18 protein-coding genes are annotated in these 19,422 nt (G+C 69.0%); 12 read left to right on the forward strand and 6 right to left on the reverse strand.

Annotation, left to right across the window (positions count from 1 at the left end):
• Positions 1-14: 14 nt before the first annotated feature.
• The 3 genes from AC07O8_RS02470 (at position 15) to AC07O8_RS02480 (ending at position 5,376) form a co-directional block, all read left to right on the forward strand.
• The gene (locus AC07O8_RS02470) at positions 15-2,189 is read left to right on the forward strand and encodes an esterase-like activity of phytase family protein (RefSeq protein ID WP_495046526.1); all 2,175 of its coding nucleotides are present in this window, start codon (positions 15-17) and stop codon (positions 2,187-2,189) included.
• Positions 2,190-2,326: 137 nt separating this feature from the next.
• A complete protein-coding gene (locus AC07O8_RS02475; protein WP_495046527.1) occupies positions 2,327-4,480 on the forward strand; it encodes a M13 family metallopeptidase in 2,154 nt (717 codons plus the stop codon).
• 68 nt (positions 4,481-4,548) lie between these two features.
• On the forward strand, positions 4,549-5,376 hold the full coding sequence (locus AC07O8_RS02480) for a hypothetical protein (RefSeq protein WP_495046528.1): 828 nt from the start codon (positions 4,549-4,551) through the stop codon (positions 5,374-5,376).
• Here the strand turns inward: AC07O8_RS02480 and AC07O8_RS02485 are convergent, their stop codons facing one another.
• Positions 5,377-5,748 carry an H-NS histone family protein gene (locus AC07O8_RS02485; RefSeq protein WP_495046529.1) on the reverse strand — a complete coding sequence of 124 codons (372 nt, stop codon included), beginning with the start codon at positions 5,746-5,748 and terminating at the stop codon, positions 5,377-5,379.
• 318 nt (positions 5,749-6,066) lie between these two features.
• Here AC07O8_RS02485 and AC07O8_RS02490 point away from each other — a divergent pair, with 318 nt between their 5' ends.
• Entirely contained in the window at positions 6,067-6,759 is a 693-nt protein-coding gene (locus tag AC07O8_RS02490; protein ID WP_495046530.1) for a GntR family transcriptional regulator, read from the forward strand.
• A 33-nt stretch (positions 6,760-6,792) separates the two neighbouring features.
• Here the strand turns inward: AC07O8_RS02490 and AC07O8_RS02495 are convergent, their stop codons facing one another.
• On the reverse strand, positions 6,793-7,260 hold the full coding sequence (locus AC07O8_RS02495; protein ID WP_297532034.1) for an Lrp/AsnC family transcriptional regulator: 468 nt from the start codon (positions 7,258-7,260) through the stop codon (positions 6,793-6,795).
• 90 nt (positions 7,261-7,350) lie between these two features.
• Here AC07O8_RS02495 and ilvB point away from each other — a divergent pair, with 90 nt between their 5' ends.
• Positions 7,351-9,087, forward strand: a complete 1,737-nt coding sequence (ilvB, locus tag AC07O8_RS02500; protein WP_495046531.1) for a biosynthetic-type acetolactate synthase large subunit — start codon at positions 7,351-7,353, stop codon at positions 9,085-9,087.
• A 14-nt stretch (positions 9,088-9,101) separates the two neighbouring features.
• Here the strand turns inward: ilvB and AC07O8_RS02505 are convergent, their stop codons facing one another.
• Entirely contained in the window at positions 9,102-10,265 is a 1,164-nt protein-coding gene (locus AC07O8_RS02505) for a mandelate racemase/muconate lactonizing enzyme family protein (RefSeq protein ID WP_495046532.1), read from the reverse strand.
• Positions 10,266-10,393: 128 nt separating this feature from the next.
• Between AC07O8_RS02505 and AC07O8_RS02510 the strand changes: the two genes are divergently transcribed.
• Both AC07O8_RS02510 and AC07O8_RS02515 read left to right on the forward strand, forming a co-directional pair.
• Entirely contained in the window at positions 10,394-11,311 is a 918-nt protein-coding gene (locus AC07O8_RS02510) for a LysR substrate-binding domain-containing protein (RefSeq protein WP_495046533.1), read from the forward strand.
• A 144-nt stretch (positions 11,312-11,455) separates the two neighbouring features.
• Positions 11,456-12,445, forward strand: a complete 990-nt coding sequence (locus AC07O8_RS02515) for a tripartite tricarboxylate transporter substrate-binding protein (protein WP_495046534.1) — start codon at positions 11,456-11,458, stop codon at positions 12,443-12,445.
• A gap of 39 nt (positions 12,446-12,484) precedes the next feature.
• Here the strand turns inward: AC07O8_RS02515 and AC07O8_RS02520 are convergent, their stop codons facing one another.
• Positions 12,485-13,144: a GntR family transcriptional regulator gene (locus AC07O8_RS02520; RefSeq protein WP_495046535.1), complete on the reverse strand. Its 660-nt coding sequence runs from the start codon at positions 13,142-13,144 to the stop codon at positions 12,485-12,487.
• Between the two features lie 208 nt (positions 13,145-13,352).
• Between AC07O8_RS02520 and pcaC the strand changes: the two genes are divergently transcribed.
• From pcaC to AC07O8_RS02545, 5 genes are all read left to right on the forward strand, one after another.
• Positions 13,353-13,751, forward strand: coding sequence for a 4-carboxymuconolactone decarboxylase (pcaC, locus tag AC07O8_RS02525; RefSeq protein ID WP_067280375.1), 399 nt, complete (start codon positions 13,353-13,355; stop codon positions 13,749-13,751).
• 12 nt (positions 13,752-13,763) lie between these two features.
• Entirely contained in the window at positions 13,764-14,627 is an 864-nt protein-coding gene (locus tag AC07O8_RS02530; protein ID WP_495046536.1) for an NAD(P)-dependent oxidoreductase, read from the forward strand.
• 4 nt (positions 14,628-14,631) lie between these two features.
• Complete coding sequence (locus AC07O8_RS02535; protein WP_495046537.1) at positions 14,632-16,023, forward strand: NAD-dependent succinate-semialdehyde dehydrogenase; 1,392 nt, start codon at positions 14,632-14,634, stop codon at positions 16,021-16,023.
• A gap of 96 nt (positions 16,024-16,119) precedes the next feature.
• Positions 16,120-17,103 carry a tripartite tricarboxylate transporter substrate-binding protein gene (locus AC07O8_RS02540; RefSeq protein WP_495046538.1) on the forward strand — a complete coding sequence of 328 codons (984 nt, stop codon included), beginning with the start codon at positions 16,120-16,122 and terminating at the stop codon, positions 17,101-17,103.
• 26 nt (positions 17,104-17,129) lie between these two features.
• A complete protein-coding gene (locus tag AC07O8_RS02545; RefSeq protein ID WP_495046539.1) occupies positions 17,130-17,951 on the forward strand; it encodes a GNAT family N-acetyltransferase in 822 nt (273 codons plus the stop codon).
• On the opposite strand, the gene AC07O8_RS02550 is transcribed toward AC07O8_RS02545, so the two are convergent.
• Both AC07O8_RS02550 and AC07O8_RS02555 read right to left on the reverse strand, forming a co-directional pair.
• Entirely contained in the window at positions 17,899-18,603 is a 705-nt protein-coding gene (locus AC07O8_RS02550; RefSeq protein WP_495046540.1) for an SDR family oxidoreductase, read from the reverse strand. The genes AC07O8_RS02545 and AC07O8_RS02550 overlap by 53 nt on opposite strands.
• 99 nt (positions 18,604-18,702) lie before the next feature.
• Complete coding sequence (locus tag AC07O8_RS02555; RefSeq protein ID WP_495046541.1) at positions 18,703-19,344, reverse strand: TetR/AcrR family transcriptional regulator; 642 nt, start codon at positions 19,342-19,344, stop codon at positions 18,703-18,705.
• Positions 19,345-19,422: the final 78 nt, after the last annotated feature.

Below are 19,422 nucleotides of genomic sequence, written 5' to 3' on the forward strand. Positions count from 1 at the left end.
CACGAAAGATCGACATGAGGAAGACGACCGACCGTTCCGCCACGCATACCGCCACACATGCCGCCACACGTTCCAGCGCGGTGTCCCTCCGCCTGGGCCTGACCGTGATGACCCTGACTGCCGCAGCGGCCCTGACCGCCTGCAATACCAAGGACAACGATCCGTACGTGATCCCCCAGAACGGCGCGGCGATGCAGGCGCAGCTGGTGGACGCGCCGGTCGAGGGCGTCACCTACGCCGCGGCGCCGTCGGGCATCACCGGCAAGACGGGCGTGAACGGGGTGTTCACCTGCAAGGCGGGTGACACGGTCAGCTTCAGCGTCGGCAGCGTGGTGCTCGGCAGCGCCGCGTGCGCGGCGACGGTCGCCGCCGGCGACCTGGCCGGAACGGCCGTGCTGACCGACGCCAAGCTGCAGAACCGCCTGGTGTTCCTGCAGGCGCTGGACGAGGACGACGATCCCACCAACGGCATCAAGATCACCGCCGCCGTGCACGACACGCAGACCAAGACGCTGGACTTCAGCTTGGCCGCCGCCGATTTCGACAAGGCCTTCGCCGCGCTGCTGCCGGCCGGCCAGAACGACGTCTACGGCCAGCCCTACTCGGGTCGGACGATGAACGCCAACCGCCGTGCCGCGGCGGTCGAGCACTATGAATCGACGATGGCCACGCTGCTCGGCAAGACCGAGACCAGCAGCGCGACGCAGGACACGGCGGGCGGCGCGGTCGCGATCACCAAGTTCCAGATCCGCGCGGCCGACAGCCAGTACGTGCCCTACGAGGGCAGCAACGCCGACGCGAAGAAGGACTTCCCGAAGGGCTTCTACCCGGCGGTCGGTTCGGGTCTGGTCTACAAGGGAAAGAACGCCGCCGGCGCGCTCGAGTTCTGGGGCATCACCGACCGCGGCCCCAACGGCGACAGCCCGAACGCGCCGCGTCCGGACAACGGCGCCGTCGTGACCACCAAGATGTTCCCGGCGCCGAGCTTCGCGCCGTCGATCGGCGTGATCACGCTGGGCAAGGACGGCGCGGTCATCTCCAGCCTGAATCCGCTGAAGAACCCGAACGGCAGCAAGGTCACGGGCCGTCCGCTGCCCTTCGGCGCCGTCGGCAGCAGCGCCGAGGTGCCGCTGGCCGACACGATGAAGTTCGACTCGACCAAGGGCAACTTCGACGCGAACGGCCTGGACAGCGAGACCCTGGTCTACGACGACGCGAACAAGGCCTTCTGGACCTCGGACGAGTACGGCCCGTTCATCGTCAAGATCGACGCGGCGACCTTCCAGATCATCAAGCGCTACGCGCCGGGCACGACCGCGGGCAGCCTGCCCGAGGTGCTGAAGAACCGCCGCGCCAACCGCGGCATGGAAGGCCTGGCGATGGACACCGGCAGCGGCAAGCTGCACGGCTTCCTGCAGAGCCCGATCGATCCGGTGGACAACGCCGGCAAGAGCGTCGAGGCCGTCGACAGCGCCGACCTGGACCAGGACGGCAAGAAGGACGACAAGGTCAAGGTGCGCGACTTCGCGCAGTTCGCGCGCTGGATCGAGTTCGATCCGAAGACCGAGACCTCCAAGCTCTATGCCTATCCGCTGAGCTACCCGCTCGCGGCCAAGGGCGAGAAGTGGGACCGCAACCGCACCGGCAGCGCCAAGCTGGGTGACCTGGTGGCGCTGGGCAACGGCAAGTTCATCGTCGTCGAGCAGGGCGCCGATGCGACCGGCGCCGTGCGCAACTTCCTGATGCTCGTCGAGCTGCCGGCCGCGGCGACCGACATCGCCGCGATCGGCATCGAGCTCGAGAAGAACAGCATCGACGGCGTGACCGCGTCGGCGGTGAGCTGGTCGAACGTCGTGAAGCTGAAGAAGACGGTGCTGCTCGACCTGAACGCCGCCGGCTGGAAGGCCGAGAAGGCCGAAGGCCTGGCGATCGTCGACGGCAGCACGTTGGCGCTGATCAACGACAACGACTTCGGCCTGAAGTCGGTGCTGGTCGACGCGAAGGGCAAGGTCGTCGCCGGCGATCCGACCGAGTGCACGGTCGACGTCAACGGGGTGATCGTCCAGGACGGCACCTGCGCGACCGGCGCGGTCCTGTCGCGCGTGACGCGCGGCAACGAGGTCGATCGCCTCACGCACCTGTGGCTGTTCAAGTTCCCGAAGGCGCTCAACAGCTTCAGCGTGCAGTGATCCGGCAAGGCGCAGGGCGCACGGGGCTCCGTGCCGCCCGGCGCCAAGACGGGTCAACCCGAGGTGTCGTCCGGCACCCCGCGGCGGTGGGCGCCTGGCGGAGAATGCCCGCCAGCACCCACTCTCCGCTGTCGAGCATGACCCCTCACCTCCTCGCCCGCACCGCCGCGGCCGCGCTCGTCGCGGCCGTTTCCTGGGGCGCCGCTGCCGACGCGCGCGCGCAGAACGCCGCTTCCGCCGCCTCCGCGGCCCCCGCCGGCCCGGTTGCCGCAACAGCCCCAGGCCCCGCGGCGACGGCCGAAGGGCCGCTCGACAAGCTGCCCTACACGCCCAGCCTCGACACGGCCGCGATGGACCGCGGCGCCGATCCGTGTGAAGACCTCTACCAGTACGCCTGCGGCGGCTGGATGGCCGCCAATCCGATCCCGCCGGACCAGGCGCGGTGGTCGGTCTACGCCAAGATGGCCAACGAGAACCAGCGCTACCTCTGGGACATCCTGGACAAGCTCTCGGCCGCCGATCCGCAGCGCAGCGCGAACCAGGTCCGCATGGGCGACTACTTCGCCGCCTGCATGGACGAGTCCGCCGCCGATCGCCAGGCGCTCGCGCCGCTGCGTCCGCTGCTGTCGCGCATCGATGCGCTGAAGGACCGCCGTGAACTGCCGGCGCTGCTCGCCGCGCTGCACCTGGCGACCAACAACGAGCGCGTCTTCTTCCACTTCACGTCCGGCCAGGACATGGCCGATTCGACGCGGGTGATCGCCTTCGCCTACGCCGGCGGCCTGAGCCTTCCCGACCGCGAGTACTACTTCAAGACCGACGGGAAATCGCGCGCGTTGCGCGAGCAGTTCATCGCCCACGTGGCGCGCAGCTTCGAGCTGCTCGGCGATGCGCCGGAAGCTGCCCGCGCGCAGGCGAAGCAGGTGATGGCCATGGAGACGGCGCTGGCGCGCGCGTCGCTGAGCCGCGTCGACAAGCGCGATCCGTACAAGGGCTTCCATCCGATGACGGCCGCCGGCCTGCAGGCGCTGACGCCGGGCTTCGACTGGGCCGCCTACCAGCGCGGGCTGGGCCTGGATCCGCAGGCCGCCTACAACGTGACCGAGCCGGCGTTCTTCAAGGCGCTGTCGAAGGAGTTGCGCCAGCGCGATCTCGCACAGCTGCGCAACTACCTGCGCTGGCAACTGGTCAGCAGCCAGGCGCCGACGCTGTCGAGTGCAGCCGTGTCGGCCAACTTCGAATTCTTCGGCCAGACGCTGCAAGGCGTGCCGCAGCTGAAGGCCCGCTGGAAGCGCTGCGTCGAGCTGGTCGACGCGCAGCTCGGCGAGGCGCTGGGCCAGGAGTTCGTCGCCCGCAACTTCAGTCCGGACCTGAAGGACAAGACGCTGACGATGACAAAGCAGATCGAGGACGCGATGGCCGCGCGCATCCAGTCGCTGGGCTGGATGAGCGCGACGACGAAGCAGCGCGCGGTGGAGAAGCTGCACGCGATCGTCAACAAGATCGGCTACCCGGACCGCTGGCGCGACTACGGCGCGCTGACGGTGGCGCGCGACGATTTCGCCGGCAACGTGATGCGCGGCAACGACTTCGAGCTGAAGCGCCAGCTGGCGAAGATCGGCAAGCCGCTGGACCGCGGCGAATGGGGCATGACGCCGCAGACGGTCAATGCGTACTACGACGCGCAGATGAACGACATCAACTTCCCCGCCGGCGTGCTGCAGGCGCCGCTGTTCGATCCGAAGCTGGACGATGCGCCGAACTACGGCAACACCGGCGGCACGATCGGGCATGAGCTGATCCACGGCTTCGACGACGAAGGCCGGCAGTTCGATGCCAAGGGCAACCTGCGCGACTGGTGGACGAAGAAGGACGGCCAGGCCTTCGAGCAGCGCGCCGCATGCGTGACGAAGCAGTACGCGCAGTACGTGGTCGTCGACGACATCCGCATCAACAGCAAGCTGACCCTGGGCGAGGACCTGGCCGACCTGGGCGGCCTGGTGCTGGCGCACGCGGCGTGGAAGGCGCAGATCGCGGACATGTCCCCCCAGCCCGCGGACCGCGACGGGCTGACGCCGGAGCAACGCTTCTTCGTCGGTTTCGCGCAGTGGGACTGCAGCCACGCCCGACCCGAATATGCGCGCGTGCATGCGTTGACCGACCCGCATTCACCGGGGCGCTACCGAATCAACGGGGTCGCGGTGAACATGCCGGAGTTCGAGCAGGCCTTCCACTGCAAGCCCGGGCAGAAGATGGTGAAGCCGGACGCGGAGCGTTGCCGGGTGTGGTGAGCCGGTTTTTTGAGCGAACCGGACAGGTTTGCCTCGGCGACTGAAGCATCGGCCCTGCCGCGCATCGCGTGCAGGGCCGATGTCTTTCAACTTCGTCCCTTCCCACCATGTCTCCCCCCATTCCGCCCCGTGCCTTTCCGCCCGCGACGCCTGACGTCGTCTACGCCAACCTGACCCCGAGCGCCGGGACTTCGGAGCGTCGATCCCCGTCCTCGCAAGACGAATCACTGGCGCCCTATCGCGACGACGCGCCGAGCCTGAACTACAGCCAGATCGAGTTCCACTCGAAGTCCGGCGGCCGACGCCTTGGCGGCGTCAACTCCGCCACTGTCACGCCTGAACGGGCCGGGACGATCTATTCGACGGTGGACCACTTCTCGACCGCCGAGCGTCAACGATCACCCGGACTGTTCGACGCCGGACAGCAATTCGCGAAGGAGGTGCAGACGCTCGTCCAGGAATTCGCCACCTCGAAAAAGGCGGGCGTGTTCAACAAGCTTGTCGCGTCGAAGGAGACCTACGGCGCGGGCGCAGCGGCCAGAGCGCTGGCGAGCCGCTTGAACGGCGACGCCTTCGCCAAGTGCGCGGACGACTATTTCAGCGCCTTGGGGACTGTGGAAGGGCACTACCGGTATACGGAACGCGATCAGCTGACCGGAAAAGCCGCCTCGGCGGCGACCCTTCAAGCGATCCAGCAGCTGACGTCGGCTCAAGTGAAGGTCCTTGTGCGCCACCTGCGCGACCCTTCGGCGGTGGACAGCGTGGTCGCGGGCTCGGAGCCTCACAAGTCCTCGGTGCCGTCCGCGAACGCGCGCGGCGCGGTCCTCCAGACGATGAAGGACTTTGTCGACGGGAAGATCGCGCCGCGCGGCGCGAGCGTTCAGCGGGTCGGCTGATCAGCTGATCAGCAGCTCCTCGGCCGTCTTCCCGGCGGTCAGCGCATCCTTGAACCAGTTGGGCCGCTTGCCCACGCCGGTCCAGGTGCGGCCGGTGCCGTCGTGGTACTTCGGGGCACCGGCGCTGCGCGGGGCCTTCGCCTTGCGCGGACCCGCGGGGGCCTTGCCGGCCTTGGCGACCTTCGCCGCTCTGCCCCGGCCCGCCGGCTTCGTGGCGCCGGTGCCGAACAGTTCCTCGGGGGTGAGCCCGTAATGATCGATGGCCTCACGGATGCGCTCGACGACGCCGGAGATTTCCTTCGCGCGCAACGACGCGGCTTCCTTCTGCAGCTTCTCGATCTGGGACAGGACTTGCTTCAACGACTTGGCCATTCAACGGGCTCCATTCGGGTGTTTGACATCGGGCATTCGCCTCTGCGTCGCAGACCTCCCGGCCGCGACTGTAGCGCTTGGTGGCCACCGATGCGGAAACGACACAGTGCCTTCCCTCGATGCGGCATCGATTCCACTGATTCCAGTAGGGTGCGGCGCGACAAATGCGTGGATTGAGCAGTCGATTCGCCGCCCGATTGCGCATTCATTGCGCTTCGGCAAGAACGCCGCTGCCGAGGTATCCGGACCGCGCCGGGGACGCCGGCCTCTCCGTAGAGTGAATCGTCATTCACCCCATTCACCGGACGGAGTGCCGCGATGGTTCGTTCCACACATCCGATCAATACGCCGACCTACCTGCGGCTGCGCGACCAGATCCGCGCCGACATCGAGGACGGCTGCTGGCGGCTGGGGCAGCACCTGACGCTGCACGAGCTGAGCGCGTATTACAGCGTCAGCAACGTGCCCGTGCGGGAGGCCCTGCTGCAGCTGCAGGGCGACGGCATGGTGGACATGCGGATGAACAAGGGCGCGGTGGTGCTGGCGGTCGACGCGCGTTTCATCGACGAGTACTTCGACGTCCGCGAGGCGCTGCAGGCGATGCTGCTGGCGCGCGCGTGCCGGGGCCCCTCGGCCGGCATGGCGCGGACGCTGGTCGGCGTGACGGCCTTGCTGAAGCCGTTGGAAGAGGCCACGCGCCTGGGTCGCGTGGGGGAGTTGCTGACGGCGGACGATGCGTTGCAGCAGCACCTGGCGCGCCTGGGCGGCAACGACCAGGCGCTGGGCATGCAGGCCTCGCGCGGACGGCTGCTGGAGGCGTTCCGGCGCGCGCGGATGGCGCTCTGGGCGCCGGAGCTGGAGATCCTGGCGGTGCAGGGCGGCGCGATGCTGCAGGCGCTCACGCACGCCGATCCCGCCATTGCCGTCGAGGCCGTGCGCCGGCACGTGGCGGCGTCGCGCACTTACATGATGAGGCTGCTGAAGGTGCCGGAGCTGCCGGTGACGAAGTGAGGCCGGTGCGCGCCGGTCCACGCCAGGGGGCCGTCAGAGCGGCAGGGAACTCGCCTTCAGGCAGCGCAGCACGAAGCTCGACTTGCTGTGCCGCACGCCCGGGATCTTGTAGAGCTTCTCCCGGAGCAGCCGCTCGTAGTCGCGCGTGTCGCGGACGGACAGGCGCAGGACGTAGTCGTAGTCGCCGGACACCAGATAGGCGTCGATCACTTCGGGGATCGCCTCGAGGTGACGGGCGAACTCCGCCATCGCGGCATCGGTGTGCTTGTTCAGCGTGAGCTGGACGATCAACTGCTCCGGCCGTCCGACCTTCTCGGCATTGACCTTGACGGTGTACCCCTCGATCACGCCGGACTCCTCGAGCCGCTTGATGCGCGTCCAGCAGGGAGAGGTGGTCAGTCCGACCTCCTCGCTGACCTCCTGCAGGCTGGCGCGCGCATTGCGCTGCAGGGCCCGCAGGATGGCGCGGTCGAACTTGTCGAGCTTGATTTCCTGATCCATGTCGCTTTCGAAGGAAAGTTTGCTGCGCTGGCAATTCTAGGAGGCAAGAACGGCAACGCTTCCCGAGGGGACGCCGGGATACTGGTCCGCATGAACGCACTGATCGACGGCGCCGTGCTGGGCGCCCCTGAGACCCTGACGCGCAACGGCGCGCAGACGCTGCTCGACACGCTGGTGGCCTGCGGCGTCGACACCGTCTTCGGTTATCCCGGGGGTGCCGTGCTGCCGCTGTACGACGCGCTGCATGGCGAGCCGCGGCTGCGGCACATCCTGGTCCGTCATGAGCAGGCGGCCGTGCATGCGGCCGAGGGCTATGCGCGCAGCACCGGGCGGCTGGGCGTGGTGCTGGTCACCTCGGGACCGGGGATGAGCAACACGACGACGGGGCTGCTGGATGCGCTGTGCGATTCGATCCCGGTGCTCTGCATCAGCGGGCAGGTGAACAGCGCGGTGATCGGGACGGATGCCTTCCAGGAGTGCGACGCGCTGGGCATCTCGCGTCCGGTGACGAAGTGGAACGCGCAGCTGCGGCCTGGCGACGACGTGGCGGCGCGCGTGCGGCAGGCCGTCGACATCGCGCGGGGCGGACGTCCGGGACCCGTGCTGCTGGATGTGCCCAAGGACGTGCAGCTGGCGCCGGCGCGTCAGACCACGAGCCTGCCGATCCGGACGCTCAGGGAGATGCCGGCCGTGGACGTGCGCGCGGTCGAACTGGCGGCGGACTGGATCGCGACAGCGCAGCGGCCGGTGTTCTACGGCGGCGGCGGCTTGATCAACGCGGGCGACATGGCCTGCTCGGCGTTTGCGGCCGCTGTCGAGCTGAGCGGCGCGCCTTGCACCTTGACGCTGATGGGCTTGGGCGCGCTGCCGGCGTCGTCGCCGCAGTGGCTGGGGATGCTCGGCATGCACGGCACGCTCGAAGCGAACCTGGCGATGCATCACGCCGATCTGATCGTGTGCGCGGGCGCGCGATTCGACGATCGGGTGACGGGGCGGCTGGACAGCTTCGCGCCGGGCGCGCGGGTGATCCATCTGGACGTCGATCCGGCGTCGATCGACAAGGTCCGCCGCGCGGATCTCGCGTTGTGCGGCGATGCGCGCGTGCTGCTGCCGAGGCTGCGCCACGCGCTGGGACGCCGCGCCATGCCGCCGGAGCGCCTCGCCGACTGGTGGGCGCGCATCGACGCGTGGCGGGCGCAACGCTCGCTGGACTTCGAGGACACCCCCGATGTGATCGCTCCGCAGGCGCTGATGACGCGGTTGCAGGCGCAACTCGCGGGCCGCGACGCGATCGTGTCGACGGACGTCGGCCAGCATCAGATGTGGGCGGCGCAGCACCTCGCGTTCGAGCGGCCGCGGCGCTGGCTGACCTCGGGCGGCGCGGGCACGATGGGCTACGGCCTGCCGGCGGCGATCGGCGCGCAGGTGGCGCATCCCGACCGCCTGGTCGTGTGCGTCAGCGGGGATGCGTCGATCCTGATGAACCTGCAGGAGATGGCGACCGCGCGGCAGCACCGGGCCGGCGTGAAGGTCGTGCTGTGCAACAACGGGCACATGGGCATGGTGCGCCAGTGGCAGGAACTCCACCACGGCGAGCGCTACAGCCACAGCTACAACGCGTGCATGCCGGACTTCGTCGCGGTGGCGAAGGGCTTCGGGTGGCAGGCCTCGCGCGTGGAGCGGCGGGAGGACCTCGACGCGGCGCTCGCCGAGTGCCTGGCGAGCGACGGGCCGTACTTCCTCGACGTCGCCGTCGCGCCAGCGGAGAACTGCTTCCCGATGATCCCGGCGGGGAAGGGGCATCAGGAGGTGATGCTGGGGCGGTGACGCCGTTCCGAGGATCAGTCCGACAACGCCCGCATCACCGCATACAGATCCGACTTCCCCTCGAACCCGATGCCCGGCAGGTCCGGCAGCGTGACGTAGGAGTTCTCCACCTTCACCCCGTCCGGGAAGCCGCCGAAGGGCTGGAACAGGTCCGGATACGACTCGTTGCCGCCCAGGCCCAAGCCGGCCGCGATGTTCAGCGACATCTGGTGCCCGCCGTGCGGCACGCAGCGGCTCGCGGACCAGCCGTGTTCCTTGAGCATGTCCAGCGTGCGCAGGTACTCGACCAGGCCGTAGCTCAGCGCGCAGTCGAACTGCAGCCAGTCGCGGTCCGGCCGCATGCCGCCGTAGCGGATCAGGTTGCGCGCGTCCTGCATGGAGAACAGGTTCTCCCCCGTCGCCATCGGGTTCGCGTAGTAGTTGCGCAGCGTCGCCTGCAGCTCGAAGTCCAGCGGATCGCCGGCCTCCTCGTACCAGAACAGGTCGTACTTCGAGAGCGCCTTCGCATACGCGATCGCGGTGTCCAGGTCGAAGCGCCCGTTGGCGTCGACGCACAGCTTCTGACCGTCGCCGAGCACGCTCAGGATCGAGTCGATGCGGCGCAGGTCCTCGTCCAGCGAGGCGCCGCCGATCTTCTTCTTCACCACCGAGTAGCCGCGGTCGATGTAGCTGCGCATCTCGTCCTTGAGCTTGCCGTGGTCCTGGCCCGGGTAGTAGTAGCCGCCCGCGGCGTAGACGAAGACCTTGCGGTTCGGCGTGCCGGTGCCGTAGCGCTCGGCCAGCAGCTGGAACAGCGGCTTGCCCTCGATCTTGGCGACCGCGTCCCACACCGCCATGTCGATGGTGCCGATGGCGACGGAGCGCTCGCCGTGGCCGCCGGGCTTCTCGTTGGTGAACATCGCGTCCCAGACCTTGTGCGCGTCGAGGATGCCGCGGCTGTCGAGCAGCGATTCGGGGTCGGCTTCCAGGATGCGCGGGATGAAGCGCTCGCGCATCAGCGTGCCCTGGCCGTAGCGGCCGTTGGAGTTGAAGCCGTAGCCCACCACCGGCTTGCCGTCGCGGATCACATCCGTGATGACCGCCACGAGGCTCAGGGTCATCTTGCTAAAGTCGATGTAGGCGTTGCGGATGGGGCTGCTGATCGGCAGCGTCTTTTCTCGGATCTCGACGATCTTCACGGGGAACTCCACTTCGGATTGGCTGGGAACGGATCGCATGATCCCGCCGGGCCCTCTCGCGAGGCCAATTCAGTTTTCTTAGCTTTTGATGCTTTGCGGGCACCGCCTCCTTCCCACCTTGCCACCCCATGACGCTGAACCTGAGCTGGATCGATGACTTCATGGTGCTGGCCGCCAGCGGCAACTTCTCGCGCGCCGCGGAAGAGCGCCACATGACGCAGCCGGCCTTCAGCCGGCGCATCCGCGCGTTGGAGGAATGGCTGGGCACGGACCTCTTCGACCGCAGCTCGCAGCCCGCGCGGCTGACCGACGCGGGCCTGTGGTTCCGCAAGACTGCGCAGGAGCTGCAGGCGCATGTCGCCCGCGTCCCTGGCGAGGCCCGCGCCATCGCGGAGGCCAGCTCGCAGACGCTGCGTTTCGCGGCGACGCATGCGCTGTCCTTCTCGTTCATGCCGCGCTGGCTGCGCGCGCTGGAAGCCCGCACCAGCGTCGGTCCGGTCAACCTCGTCTCCGACACCCAGCAGAAGTGCGAGGCGCTGCTGCTGCAGAGCCAGGTGCAGTTCGTGCTCGCGCACGGGCATCGGCAGGTGTCGGGGCCGCTCGATGAAGCGGCCTTCGCTTGTGTCGTCGTCGGGCAGGATCAGTTGCTGCCGGTCTGCGCGCCCGACGCGACCGGCGGGCCGGCGCATCCGCTGGAAGGGGGCAAGGGGGCCAAAGGCGCGAAAGGCGCCCCGGTGCCGCTGCTCGCGTACAGCTCGGAGTCCGGGCTGGGCCGCATCCTGCGCGATCTCAAGGGTTCCGCGCTCGACCGGCTCAGCGTGCAGCCGGTGTTCACGGCGCACCTGGCGTCGGTGCTGCGCACGATGGCGCTGGACGGCCGCGGCGTGGCCTGGCTGCCGAAGATCCTCATCGGCGAGGACCTCGCCGCCGGGCGCCTGGTGGTCGCCGGGGGCAAGGACTGGCACCTGGACCTCGACATCCGGCTGCACCGCGATCGCGGCCCGATGGGCGCGGCGGCGGAGACGTTCTGGACGGCGGCCGCGTAGCGCCCCGGCGGTGCCGGCGCGGCATCAAAGCCAACAAATCCGGCATTGGTGTGAAGCGGCGCGGATCTCGATGATCGGTGCAGGCCGGGGCGGTCGCCTCGGGCAGAGCCACAGATCCCATCAGAGGACATCGAGGAGACACGCATGGAGAAGATCCGCAGGCGGCTGGCGTTGACCGGCATCGCGGCGGCGCTGGGCGTCGTGACGACGCTGGCGCGGGCCGAGTTCCCGGACAAGCCGGTGACGCTGATCGTGCCGTTCGCGGCCGGCGGGCCGTCGGACAAGATCGCCCGCGACCTGGCCGAGGCGCTGCGCAAGAAGCTCGGCCAGACCGTGATCGTCGAGAACGTCGGCGGCGCGGGCGGCACGCTGGGCACCTCGCGCGTGGCCAAGGCGCCGCCCGACGGCTACACGCTGCTGGTCCACCACATCGGCTTCGCGACCGCGCCGTCGCTCTACCGCAGGCTGCCCTACCAGGGCATCAACGACTTCGCCTTCCTCGGGCTGATCAACGAGGCGCCGTCCACGCTGATCGCCAAGCCGACGATGCCGGCCAAGACCTTCGACGAGCTGCGCAAGTTCATCGCCGCCGATCCGACGAAGATCAATCTGGCCCACGCCGGCGTGGGCTCCGCGTCGCAGCTGTGCGGGCTGATGCTGCAGGCGGCGTTGAAGACCAACCTGACCTCGGTGCCGTACAAGGGCACCGGCCCGGCGATGACCGACCTGATGGGCGGCCAGGTCGACATCATGTGCGAGCAGGCCACCAACGCCGTGCCGCAGATCGAAGGCGGCAAGGTCAAGGCCTACGCGGTGACCAGCACCCAGCGGATGACGCTGCCGGCGCTCGCGGCGCTGCCGACCTTGTCGGAAGCCGGTCTGAAGGACTTCAGCGTCACCGTCTGGCACGGGCTCTACGCGCCCAAGGACACGCCCGCGCCGGTGCTGAAGAAGCTCAACGACGCGCTGAAAGCGGCATTGAAGGACCCGGACCTGATCAAGCGCTCGGAGGCGCTGGGCATCAGCGTCGTCAATGACGGGCGACTGGAACCGGCCGGCCACAAGCACTTCGTTGAAACGGAAGTCGCGCGCTGGAAGAAGGTGATCGAGGCGTCGGGGCAGTACGCCGATTGATGCACGATGCCGCCGCTTCCGAAGGAGCGGCGGCCGGGCTCAGCCCATGCTGCGGAGCACGTTCTCCGCCGCCTGCTTCACATGTTCGCCGCACAGCCGCGCGGCGAGCTCGCCGTCGCGTTGCTCGATCGCCGTGACGATCGCATCGAGCTCGCGCAGCGTCTCGGGCAGCCGCCCCGGCTGCGCCATCGAGATGCGGCGCAGCACGGTCACCCGGTTGTTCAGCTGCTTCAGCATCTGACCCGCCACGGTGTTGCCGCAGCCCTCGACCAGGATGTCGTAGAACTGGTTCTTGATCGTCAGGATCCGGGCCCGGTCGCCGGCGGCATGCGCCTGCGCCAGCTCGGTCAGCTTGGCGCGCAGGGCCGCCTGCTGAGCGCCCGACGCGTTCGTCGCGAAACCGCGCCCGGCCAGGCTCTCCAGGCTGGCCCGGACCTCGTAGATCTCGCGCACCTCGTCGCGGGAGATGCTGGTCACCTCCGGCCCGCGGTGCGGAATGATCGTGATCAGCCCTTCGGCCTGCAGATGCTGGAGCGACTCCCGCACGCAGGAGCGGCTGACCTCCAGGCTCTCGCAGAGCTCCCGCTCGGACAGCTTCTGGCCCGGCGCGAGCACGCCGTCCAGGATGGCGGTTCTCAGCGCCTGCGTGGCGCGCTGGCGCAAGGACGTCTCTTCCCGGGCTACTTTCACGAGGGTCATGAGCCGGATCCTACCTGCGGGCGGGCGATGGCCGGACGTCCGGATCACCTGATGTTCATACAGACAGATTGTCATACAACACGTATGCGCGCCTTTCAATCCATGTATTCCCAATGTCGGATTGTCAGACAATCCGACTACATTGAGCCATCGACGGCCCCCACGGTCCGTCCCGTCCCACCCGATCCCCATTCACCAGGAGTTTCCGATGACCCGTGCGTACGCCCCGAAGAACCAGGCCCTGTTCGACCAAGGTCTCTCGACCCGGCGCGAGGTGCTCGGCGCCGAGTACGTCGACAACTCGATCAAGAACGCCACGGACTTCAACATCGACATGCAGGAGCTGGTCACGCAGTACTGCTGGGGCGATGTCTGGAACCGCCCGGGCCTGGACCGCCGCACGCGCTCCTTCCTGAACCTGGCCATGATCACCGCGCTGAACCGCCCGCACGAGCTGAAGCTGCACGTGCGTGGCGCCATCAACAACGGCCTGACGCGTGACGAGATCAAGGAAGTCTTCCTGCAGACGGCGATCTATTGCGGCGTGCCGGCGGCGATCGACTCGTTCCGGGTCGCCGCCGAGGTGTTCAAAGAGATGGACGCCTGAGGAGCCGCGGCCATGACGCACATCGGATTCATCGGCCTGGGCATGATGGGCACGCCCATGGCCCACCTGCTGCATGCCGCCGGCCACGGACTGGTCGTGCAGGACGCCCGGCCGGAGGTCGCCCGGGCCTTCGCGGATGCCCACGCCGGCGCGCGCATCGCCGGCGGCGCGTCGGACTTCGCGGCCTGCGAGGTCCTCATCACCATGCTGCCGAACTCGGACATCGTCGACGCCGTCGTGGCGCCGCTGGCCGCGCAGCTCCCGCGTGGCGCGGTGGTGGTCGAGATGAGTTCCGCCGACCCCAACCGCACCCGCGCGCTCGCCGGGCGTCTGGCCGAAGCCGGCATCACGCTGATCGACGCGCCGGTGTCGGGCGGCGTGAAGAAGGCGGTCGCAGGCACGCTGGCGATCATGGTGGGCGGTGACGTCCCGGCCTTCGAACGCGTCCGCCCGGTGCTGGAGACGATGGGCAAGGCCATCACGCACGTCGGGCCGGTCGGCGCCGGGCATGCGCTGAAGGCGTTGAACAACTACGTGTCCGCCGCGGCGCTGATCGCCACCGCGGAAGCCATCCACGTCGGCGAGGCCTTCGGCATCGATCCAGCCACGATCGTCGACGTGATCCAAGCCTCGACCGGGCGCAACAACACGACCGAGAACAAGGCCCATCAGTTCATGCTGAACGGCGCGTTCAACTCGGGCTTCTCGCTCGCGCTGCAGGCGAAGGACGTCGGCATCGCGGCGTCGCTGGGCCGCGCGATGGGACTGCCGATGGCGCTCGCGCAGGACGTCTACGCGATGACCGCCGAAGCCTCCGAATCGCTCGGCGCCGGAGCGGACCACACCGAGCTCTACCGTTTCGTGGGCAGGACCTGACGCGATGAGCGCTTCCTTCGACGTCCTCAATCCAGCGACCGGCGAACGCGTCGCGCAGGTGCGCAAGGACTCGGCGCAGGACGCGCAGGCGGCCATCGAGGCGGCGCGCATCGCGCAGGTCGAGTGGCGTCGACGCGGCGGTCACGCCCGCGCCGACGTGCTGCAGCGCTGGTTCGACCTCGTCATCGCCCAGACCGACGAACTGGCGCGCCTCATGGTCTCGGAGCAGGGCAAGCCGCTGGCCGAAGCGCGTGCCGAGATCGTCTACGCCGCGAGCTACATCCGCTTCTACGCCGAAGAGGCGCGGCGGCTGCACGGCGAGACGATCCCGGCCGCGTCGCCGGATCGGCGGCAGCTCGTGGTGCGCGAACCGGTCGGTGTCTGCGTCGCGATCACGCCCTGGAACTTCCCCGCGGCCATGGTCACGCGCAAGGTCGCGCCGGCGCTGGCGGCCGGCTGCACGATCGTGCTCAAGCCGTCGGAGCTGACGCCGTTGACGGCGCTTCGATTGGCGGCGCTCGCGATTGAGGCGGGCCTCCCGGTCGGCGCGTTGAACGTCGTCGTCGGCGACGCGGTCGAGATCGGCGCGGTCCTCACGGCCTCGCCGACGGTGCGGATGCTCAGTTTCACCGGCTCCACGCCGGTGGGTCGTCTGTTGATGGCGCAATGCGCGCCGACGGTGAAGAAGCTTGGCCTGGAGCTTGGCGGCAATGCGCCGTTCATCGTCTTCGACGATGCCGACCTCGACGCGGCGGTGGAGGGGGCGATCGCCTCCAAGTTCCGCAATGCGGGCCAGACCTGCGTCTGCGCCAACCGGCTCTTCGTGCAACGCGGCGTGTATGACGAGTTCGCGGCGCGGCTGATCGAGCGCGTCCGCGCGCTGCGGACCGGCAACGGGCTGGACGAGGGCGTGACGCAAGGTCCGTTGATCAACGAGGCGGCGCGGCGCAAGGCGCTCTCGCACGTGCGCGATGCGCTGGAGCGTGGCGCCCGTCTGGGCATCGGCGGCGACGCGGTCGACGGTCCGGGATGGTTCATGCAACCGACCGTGCTGCTCGATGTGAAGGCCGGCATGCGCTGCCTGGACGAGGAGACCTTCGGCCCCGTCGCGCCGCTGGTGGCCTTCGACACGGAAGCCGAGGCGATCGCCTGGGCCAACGCGAGCGAGTTCGGCCTGGCGAGCTACTTCTACTCGCGCGACGTCGCGCGCTGCTTCCGCGTCGCGGAGGCGATCGAGTCCGGGATGGTCGGCATCAACACCGGCGCGATCTCGAGCGAGACGGTGCCCTTCGGCGGCATCAAGCAATCCGGGCTGGGGCGCGAAGGCGCCCGGCATGGACTGGACGAATACACCGAACTGAAGCTGATGAGCTTCGGCGGCATCGGCGCGGCCTGACGGGGCGCGTCGGACGCACCCCCCTTCCTGCATCGACAGACACGCAGCGGCCGGCGATGGACCGGTGGCGCACTTCCTTACCCCTTGGAGCGAGACATGCGAAAGATTGCGAAGAAGGTCCTGGCCGTCACGGTGACGGCGGTATCGATGGCGGTGGCGACGGCGGCCTCCGCCGCCTACCCGGACAAGCCGATCACGATGGTGATCCCGTACGCGACGGGCGGCTCGACCGACGTGATCGGCCGGCTGATCGCCGAGGCGATGACGCGCGACCTGGGCCAGCAGGTGATCGTGGAGAACGCGGGCGGCGCCGGCGGCACGATCGGCACGGCCAAGGTGGTGCGCGCCGCGCCGGACGGCTACACGGTGCTGCTGCACAACATGGGCATCGCGACGGCGCCGGCGCTGTATCCGAAGCTGAGCTTCGACGCGACGAAAGACCTGACCCCGATCAGCCTGGCCGGCGACGTGCCGATGATCCTGGTGGGCAACAAGGACTTCGCGCCGGCGACGGTCGCCGAGGTCATCAAGCAGATGAAGGCCAAGCCGGGCGAAGTGCGCTTCGCGCATGCGGGCGTCGGCGCGACCTCGCACCTCTGCGCGATGCTGTTCAGCCAGACCACGAACACGACGGTGACGATGGTGCCGTACCGCGGCACCGGTCCGGCGCTGCAGGACGTGATCGCCGGCAATGTCGACCTGATCTGCGACCAGCCGGTGGCGACGGGCCCGCACGTGGCGTCGGGGGCGCTCAAGGCGTATGCGATGGCGACCAAGGCCCGCGTCTCGCAGCTGCCCAACGTCCCCACCTTCGCCGAGGGCGGCCTGCCGGGCTTCGAGCTCGCCGTGTGGCACGGCGTGTACGCGCCCAAGGGCACGCCCGCCGCGGTGGTGACGCGCCTGAACACGGCACTGCGCCATGCCCTGGCGGATCCGAACGTCGTGAAGCGCTTCCAGGAGATGGGCGTGGTCGTGCCGCAGGGCGACCGGCTCAAGCCGCAGGCGCTCGGGGTGCAGACGGCGTCGGAGATCAAGAAGTGGGATCCGGTGATCAAGGCGGCGGGCGCGAAAGCGGAATAGCCGCCGAGCGCTTAGAGTGCTGGCGCATGAGCAAGAACATCGCGCCGATCTCCCCCGCATCGACACGTCCCGACGACGCGCTGCTGGATCATGTGGTCTGGGAGGCGCTCACGGATCGCCAGTCCGCGCTCGCCGTCGGCGATGGCGCGGCTCGGCGCTTCCTGCCGGACGTCGGCCCCTTCGGGGCGCTGAAGCCTCTGACGACGGGCACCGCCGGCCAGCTGTCCGATCTGCTTCGCATCGGGTCGCCCGTCGTGCTCGTGGTGGCGGAGGACGAACGTCCGTTCGACGGTCTCGCGCCGATCAAGCGGGCACCCGTCGACCAGATGGTGCTGACGGATCCATTGGCGATGGCCGCCGTGCCCGACATCGAGACGCAGACCTTGGGCGTCGCCGACTTGCCGGACATTCTCGAACTCGTGCGCGCGACGCAGCCGGGGCCCTTCGGGGCCCGCACCCTCGAGCTGGGGCGCTATCTCGGCGTCCGGCTGGCGGGGCGGCTCGTGGCGCTGTCGGGCGAACGGATGAAGGTGCCCGGCTTCACCGAGGTCAGCGCGGTCTGCGTCGATCCGTCGTGCCGCGGCCGCGGCTTCGCCGCGTCGCTGATGAAGGCGGTCGCGCAGGGCATCCTCGCGCGCGGCGAGACGCCCTTCCTGCACGTGTTCACCGACAACCTCGCCGCGATCGCGCTCTACGAGCGCCTGGGTTTCCGCCTGCGTCGCCGGTTCAGCGTGAACTTCTTCGACGCGTCCAGCGTGCCCGACGCCTCCGGCACGTCGGGCACCTCGGACGCGTTCAGCGCGCCAGCGGATCCGTCAGGTACACCCCTGCCGACAACGCCTGCTTGACCTGGCGCGTCGAGTCGTCGACGGTGATCTCGACGGCGCCTTGCTCGATCTCGTCGAGCGACTGGCGGACGACGTCCTCGGGCCGGGCCTTGGGCACTTCGAAGTCCCGGATCATGTCCGTGTCGATGAAGCCGCCATGGAAGCCGGCGACGAGCGTGCCCTGCGGGGCGAGTTCGGCGCGCAGGCTGTTGGTCAACGCCCAGGCCGCCGCCTTGCTGACGCCGTAGGCGCCGAGCATCGGCGTGTTCACCCAGCTGAGGATGGACAGCATGTTGAGGATCGCGCCGCCGCCGTTGCGGCCCAGGACCGGCGCGAACGCGCGCGCGACGTGGAAGATGCCGAACAGGTTGGTCTCGAGCTGCTCGCGCAGGACGGTCTCGCCGTTGTCGCTGGCGATCCCGCCGACACGGCCGATCCCGGCGTTGTTGATCAGCAGCGTCACGTCGCCGCAGGCGAGCGCGGCAGCGGCGGCCTGCTCTGGCTTGGTCACGTCGAGCTGCACCGGCACGACGCCCGGCAAGGTGATGGTCGAGACGTCGCGCGCCGCCGCGTAGACCTTCTTGGCGCCGCGGGCCAGCGCCTGCTTGGCGAATTCGAGCCCGAGGCCCCGGTTCGCGCCGGTGATGAAGACGACGGCATCCTTGATCTGCATGGAACTTCCTTCTGCGCCGTGGCGCGTTGGACTCATATGACGAGCGTCATATTTATGGGGAAAGAGAAGGGGCCCGAAGGCCCCCGATGGACAGCGGTATCAGCTTGCCGGACGAGCCTGTGCGGTCGAACGGGCCGATTGGGCAGCGGCTTCGGCATGTTGAGCCAGCAGCGCGCGCTTGGTGCTGGCGAGGATGGCGATCGCCTGTTTGCGATCGCCGATCGCGCGGGCCATCTGGAGGGCGCCGACCAACGTCGCGGCGATCGGCCAGGCGGACTCCGGCGACGCGCCTTCGCCCAGCGCGTCCAGCACGAGACCTTGCATGCCCAGCAGCAGGCCATGGCCCTCGCCGCGGACGGCGTCCGACTGGCGGGGCATCTCCGCGACCAGGGCCGCGACCGGGCAGCCGCAGTCGACGTTGTCGATGCCGCTCTCGTGCAGATAGGTTTCCACCAGCGCGCGGAACGGCGGCACGCCAGCGGCCACGAGCCGATCGGCATGGCTGTGGTGCAGTTGCCGGCTGTCCTGCCCGGCGCGCAGCGCGGCGGCGCACAGCAGCTCGTCGCGAGAGGCGAAGTGGGCGTAGAAGCCGCCGTGCGTGAGACCGGCCTGCTTCATCACGTCGGCGACGCCCACGCCGTCGAAGCCGGCGCGGCGGACGGTGCGCGAGGCGACATCGAGGATGCGGTCGCGGGATTCTTCCTTGCGGGTGGCGCGGGAAGAGGGGGATGAAGCGGTCATGGGAACGGAGATTAATATGATGGTCGTCATATGTCAACGATCCCACCCCGATCCCACCCCGATCCCGATCCGGCGGTC

The organism is Roseateles sp. GW821-FHT09G09 (genome assembly GCF_059415965.1).

Bases quoted from the DNA above. Each gene is read 5' to 3' on its own strand.
- AC07O8_RS02540 (WP_495046538.1), top strand. From the start codon at position 16,120: ATGCGAAAGATTGCGAAGAAGGTCCTGGCCGTCACGGTGACGGCGGTA.
- pcaC (WP_067280375.1), top strand. From the start codon at position 13,353: ATGACCCGTGCGTACGCCCCGAAGAACCAGGCCCTGTTCGACCAAGGT.
- AC07O8_RS02485 (WP_495046529.1), bottom strand. From the start codon at position 5,748: ATGGCCAAGTCGTTGAAGCAAGTCCTGTCCCAGATCGAGAAGCTGCAG.
- ilvB (WP_495046531.1), top strand. From the start codon at position 7,351: ATGAACGCACTGATCGACGGCGCCGTGCTGGGCGCCCCTGAGACCCTG.
- AC07O8_RS02545 (WP_495046539.1), top strand. From the start codon at position 17,130: ATGAGCAAGAACATCGCGCCGATCTCCCCCGCATCGACACGTCCCGAC.
- AC07O8_RS02520 (WP_495046535.1), bottom strand. From the start codon at position 13,144: ATGACCCTCGTGAAAGTAGCCCGGGAAGAGACGTCCTTGCGCCAGCGC.
- AC07O8_RS02555 (WP_495046541.1), bottom strand. From the start codon at position 19,344: ATGACCGCTTCATCCCCCTCTTCCCGCGCCACCCGCAAGGAAGAATCC.
- AC07O8_RS02470 (WP_495046526.1), top strand. From the start codon at position 15: ATGAGGAAGACGACCGACCGTTCCGCCACGCATACCGCCACACATGCC.
- AC07O8_RS02495 (WP_297532034.1), bottom strand. From the start codon at position 7,260: ATGGATCAGGAAATCAAGCTCGACAAGTTCGACCGCGCCATCCTGCGG.
- AC07O8_RS02530 (WP_495046536.1), top strand. From the start codon at position 13,764: ATGACGCACATCGGATTCATCGGCCTGGGCATGATGGGCACGCCCATG.
- AC07O8_RS02515 (WP_495046534.1), top strand. From the start codon at position 11,456: ATGGAGAAGATCCGCAGGCGGCTGGCGTTGACCGGCATCGCGGCGGCG.
- AC07O8_RS02490 (WP_495046530.1), top strand. From the start codon at position 6,067: ATGGTTCGTTCCACACATCCGATCAATACGCCGACCTACCTGCGGCTG.
- AC07O8_RS02550 (WP_495046540.1), bottom strand. From the start codon at position 18,603: ATGCAGATCAAGGATGCCGTCGTCTTCATCACCGGCGCGAACCGGGGC.
- AC07O8_RS02510 (WP_495046533.1), top strand. From the start codon at position 10,394: ATGACGCTGAACCTGAGCTGGATCGATGACTTCATGGTGCTGGCCGCC.
- AC07O8_RS02475 (WP_495046527.1), top strand. From the start codon at position 2,327: ATGACCCCTCACCTCCTCGCCCGCACCGCCGCGGCCGCGCTCGTCGCG.
- AC07O8_RS02535 (WP_495046537.1), top strand. From the start codon at position 14,632: ATGAGCGCTTCCTTCGACGTCCTCAATCCAGCGACCGGCGAACGCGTC.